The 4,323-nt window shown below is 32.0% G+C and carries 4 protein-coding genes and 1 pseudogene; 2 read left to right on the top strand and 3 right to left on the bottom strand.

Going from position 1 to position 4,323, the window contains the following annotated elements; all coding sequences use genetic code 11:
- Window positions 1-786: pseudogene (locus tag AC30RD_RS06715) on the bottom strand (hypothetical protein); the annotation flags it as partial.
- A 212-nt stretch (window positions 787-998) separates the two neighbouring features.
- On the opposite strand from AC30RD_RS06715, the gene groES reads away from it, so the two are divergent.
- Window positions 999-1,268, top strand: coding sequence for a co-chaperone GroES (gene groES, locus AC30RD_RS06710; protein WP_489493621.1), 270 nt, complete (start codon window positions 999-1,001; stop codon window positions 1,266-1,268).
- A 13-nt stretch (window positions 1,269-1,281) separates the two neighbouring features.
- Window positions 1,282-2,922: a chaperonin GroEL gene (gene groL, locus AC30RD_RS06705; protein ID WP_489493620.1), complete on the top strand. Its 1,641-nt coding sequence runs from the start codon at window positions 1,282-1,284 to the stop codon at window positions 2,920-2,922.
- 2 nt (window positions 2,923-2,924) lie between these two features.
- Here the strand turns inward: groL and AC30RD_RS06700 are convergent, their stop codons facing one another.
- Window positions 2,925-3,401 carry a hypothetical protein gene (locus AC30RD_RS06700; RefSeq protein WP_489493619.1) on the bottom strand — a complete coding sequence of 159 codons (477 nt, stop codon included), beginning with the start codon at window positions 3,399-3,401 and terminating at the stop codon, window positions 2,925-2,927.
- A 15-nt stretch (window positions 3,402-3,416) separates the two neighbouring features.
- Window positions 3,417-4,323: hypothetical protein (locus AC30RD_RS06695; RefSeq protein WP_489493617.1), on the bottom strand; the 907-nt coding region annotated here is incomplete at its 5' end.

Genomic DNA, 4,323 nt, shown 5'->3' with positions numbered 1-4,323 from the left:
AAAACTTTTTTTATTTATATCAAATATTGCATTTTTCATATTGGCTTTTGCAACCAATGAGTTTAAAATCATTTTGGAAGTAGCTATAGAGTTTTTGATCTTAGTTTTGCTGTTTAATTCAAAAGATATTTTTGCATCTGTGAGATTAAACTCTTTATATAAAACTTTAGGATAGGTTTTTCCATTTTTAACATCCAACAATATATCTCCAGCTAATTTTTTTATATTCAAACTTTTCATTTTTGCATTGACATCTATATTTGCTTGAGCATATATAGGTTGATTTAACATATATAAAAGTTTTTCCAATTTTGCATTTTTTATTTTTATATCAGCTGCATTAGGTTTAAAATCTTTTAATGTTATATAATAGTCCGTATCGCTATTTGCTACGTCGCTATTTCCAAGAATTTTTAAAAGCTTATCATTACCTATTATTTTGCCCTTTGTATTAAATTCACCCCTTATTTTCATATCTATTAAAGGAGAAATTTTTGATAAATCACCTATTTTTAAAATATAGTTTATATCAAAACTTTTATCAAAAAGATTATATTCGCCCTCCGCTTTTATAAAAGAGCTTTCATCTATTTTTATTTTTGCTTCTATTTTGGACGGGGTTAATAAAAAACTCTCAAGCACCACTTTATGCGGTAATTTCTCATTAATTTTTGATTCAATAAACGGCTTTAATAATGAGTTACCAACTGGAGTAAAAAGCAAAACAAACATCAAAATGGACAAAGTCACAAACGTTAATATAAAATAGATAGATATTTTTTTCATTTTTCTCTCCAAAAACAGTTTTTTTATTATAGCGACTTAAACGATAAAAAAGGTTTAAATCAACATATAAAAATCAATATCATTATATTTTAGTCATATTGACTAAACTTTTATAATATTTAAAGTTTATTTAAGCTATTTTCTAATAAAATTCTATCACTCAAAAACTAAGAGTGCTAAAGATTGATACAAACTATATAAAGGAGGATCAAATGAATTTTCAACCACTTGGTAACAGAGTATTAGTTGAAAGAGTTGAAGAACCTGCAAAAACACCTTCAGGGATTATTATTCCAGACAATGCAAAAGAAAAACCACTCGAAGGAAAAGTTATTGCAATAGGTCCAGAAGTTGAAGAGGAAGGACATATAAAAGTTGGCGATACTGTAGTATTTGCAAAATATTCAGGAACAGAGATCAACTTAGAGGGCAAAGAGTATTTGATACTTCAAACTGACGATATTTTAGGAATTTTAAAGTAATAAGGAGGGGCTGATGGCAGCAAAAGAGATTCATTTTAGTGATATTGCAAGAAACGAACTTTTTGAAGGTGTTAGAAAACTTGCTGATGCAGTAAAAGTTACTATGGGACCAAGAGGTAGAAATGTTTTGATCCAAAAAAGTTTTGGAGCTCCTAGCATTACAAAAGACGGTGTTAGTGTTGCAAAAGAGATTGAACTTCCAAATACTGTGGAAAATATGGGAGCTCAGCTTGTAAAAGAGGTTGCTAGCAAAACTGCTGACGAAGCGGGTGATGGAACAACAACAGCAACAGTTTTGGCATATAGTATTTTTAAAGAGGGACTTAGAAATATTACTGCCGGTGCAAATCCTATAGAAGTTAAAAGAGGTATGGATAAAGCTACCGAAGCAATCGTAGAAGAGCTTAAAAAAATCTCTAAAGAGGTAAAAGATAAAAAAGAGATAGCCCAAGTTGCTACGATTTCAGCAAACAACGACCCAAAAATAGGAGACCTAATCGCTGAAGCGATGGATAAAGTTGGAAAAGATGGCGTTATAACTGTTGAAGAAGGTAAATCTCTTCATGATGAACTTGACGTAGTAGAAGGTATGCAGTTTGACAGAGGGTATTTAAGCCCATATTTTGTAACAGATACTGAAAGTATGGAAGCGGTATTGGAAAATGCATATATCCTTTTATATGACAAAAAAATAAGCAATATGAAAGATCTACTTCCAATTTTAGAAAAAGTTGTTCAAACAGGTAATAAACCTCTATTGATAGTTGCTGAAGATGTTGAAGGGGAAGCTTTAGCTACTTTGGTTGTAAACAAATTAAGAGGAACGCTAAACGTATGTGCCGTAAAAGCTCCAGGTTTTGGAGATAGAAGAAAAGCTATGCTTCAAGATATAGCTATATTAACAGGCGGCCAAGTAATAAGTGAAGAGCTTGGTAGAACTCTTGAGGGTGCGACTTTAGAAGATCTTGGACAAGCTGATAGAATCGTAGTTGATAAAGAAAATACAACTATCGTTGGCGGAAAAGGCTCAAAAGACGCTGTTGAAGCAAGAATAAAAGAGATTAAAGCTCAAATAGAAGTTACAACAAGCGAATATGACAAAGAAAAACTTCAAGAGAGACTTGCAAAACTAAGCGGCGGTGTTGCAGTTATAAAAGTTGGTGCTGCCACAGAAACTGAGATGAAAGAGAAAAAAGACAGAGTTGATGACGCTCTAAGCGCTACAAAAGCCGCTGTTGAAGAAGGTATCGTTATAGGTGGAGGAACTGCGCTTATTAGAGCCGCAAACAAAGTAACTCTTGATTTAGAAGGTGATGAAAAAATAGGGGCCGAAATTATACTTAGAGCTATAAAATCACCTCTAAAACAGATAGCTGAAAACGCTGGATTTGATCCTGGTGTAGTTGCTAACAATGTAGAAAATGCCGACAATGAAAATATAGGTTTCAACGCTGCAACAGGTGAGTATGTAGATATGTTTGAAGCTGGTATAGTTGACCCTGCAAAAGTTGAGAGAGTTGCACTACAAAACGCAGTTTCAGTTGCGAGCTTGCTTCTAACAACTGAAGCAACAGTAAGTGAGATAAAAGAAGAAAAACCGGCAGCTCCAGCAATGCCTGATATGGGAGGTGGTATGGGAGGAATGGGCTTCTAAGCCTATTCTCCTAACACCTTTTTCCTAATTTTTGGATTGGTTAGATTTTCTCCTCTATACATCATCACTAAAAAAGTATCAAAATCAACAGCTCCTTCAACCTTTTTTTCATAAACTCCAAATCCATAATTCATAGGTGTTTGAATACCCAGTTTATACCAAGCTTTTCTAGCATCAATATATCTTTTAGTATCATCAGTATAAACCCAAAGCTTTATATCTTTTTTATTTTCCTGTTTTTTAAACCACAAGGCCATACATCCAGGATCATCAAAAAAATAGGTTCTACCGTTTGGTAGCACTGCTTGAGCAGAGTGCTCTTTACTTTCAATCTGCATTGTGCATTCAACGCATTGAACTTCGCCCTTTTTAAATTCCAAAGGTTTTTTTTCTATGTTTCCTTCTTTGTAAACCCCAATTTTTTCACAACCGCTAAAAAAAAGTGTTGCTATAAAAAATAGTGCCAATACTCTTTTCAATTTAAACTCCTTAAATTAAAAAAGCCATACTCCGTTTTTAAAATAGTATCCTACTACATAATAGGTTAAAATAGCAACAAATAATAGATTATAAATAATTGATTTATAAAAATATGGCGGCTCTTTTTTTATGACTAATTTCTCAAATCCTATCGCAAATGCATAAAATGTTCCTAAAAACAAAAAAGCGTATATAAAATATCCTATATAATAATACTCTTTTTGCAAGAAACAAAAGGGGCATTTGTGGGTTGGCAACTCATAAATATATGGACTAAAAAATATTATAATAGATAATATCGAGTCTATTAAAAATAGAATATTTAAAATAAAAAATAGATAGGCTTTTTTCAAAAAGCCGGCTATTAAAATAGTTATAAAAAGAAGATAAAACAGCCCTACTATCAACTCTCTTGGAATTTGCAAAACCAAGCTTAAAGGAGATGTTTTTACGGGATTAAAAAGCACGCCGCAACAGCTAACAATTTTTGAAACATCTATCCCGTTAAAATATAAAAACTCTAAACCGCTCTCAATACTTAGCAATAAAAATAAAAAGATAAACATTTTAAATTTTGTTTTTACAAAGGCATAATCTTTCCTTTTTAGATCCTCGCTGTTTAGAACTAACCACAATCCAAAAAGATAAATATTTAAAATCTTTATAGCCAAAAGCCAAACTCCATACTCGTTAGCAGTAACAACTCCCGCTGCGCACATTGCTCCTGGGATGATATTTGATAGTTTATCAAGGGTAAATATAAAATAAAAAAGTAGAGGGATTTTTAAAAAAAAAGCAAATTTTATTATCGTAGAAGCCAAATATGCTCTTTTTTGAAGAGAATATTGAAGCGGAGTATCTAAATCGACATTAAAATATTTTACAATCTCTATTGCAGAACTGACCAGATATTTTGAAGAA

This window comes from Nitrosophilus sp. (assembly GCF_982775275.1).
This window is presented reverse-complemented; position numbering and strand designations above follow the sequence as displayed.

What these genes read in the sequence shown, in the direction of transcription:
- groES (WP_489493621.1), top strand. Translation starts at nt 999, where the DNA reads ATGAATTTTCAACCACTTGGTAACAGAGTATTAGTTGAAAGAGTTGAA.
- groL (WP_489493620.1), top strand. Translation starts at nt 1,282, where the DNA reads ATGGCAGCAAAAGAGATTCATTTTAGTGATATTGCAAGAAACGAACTT.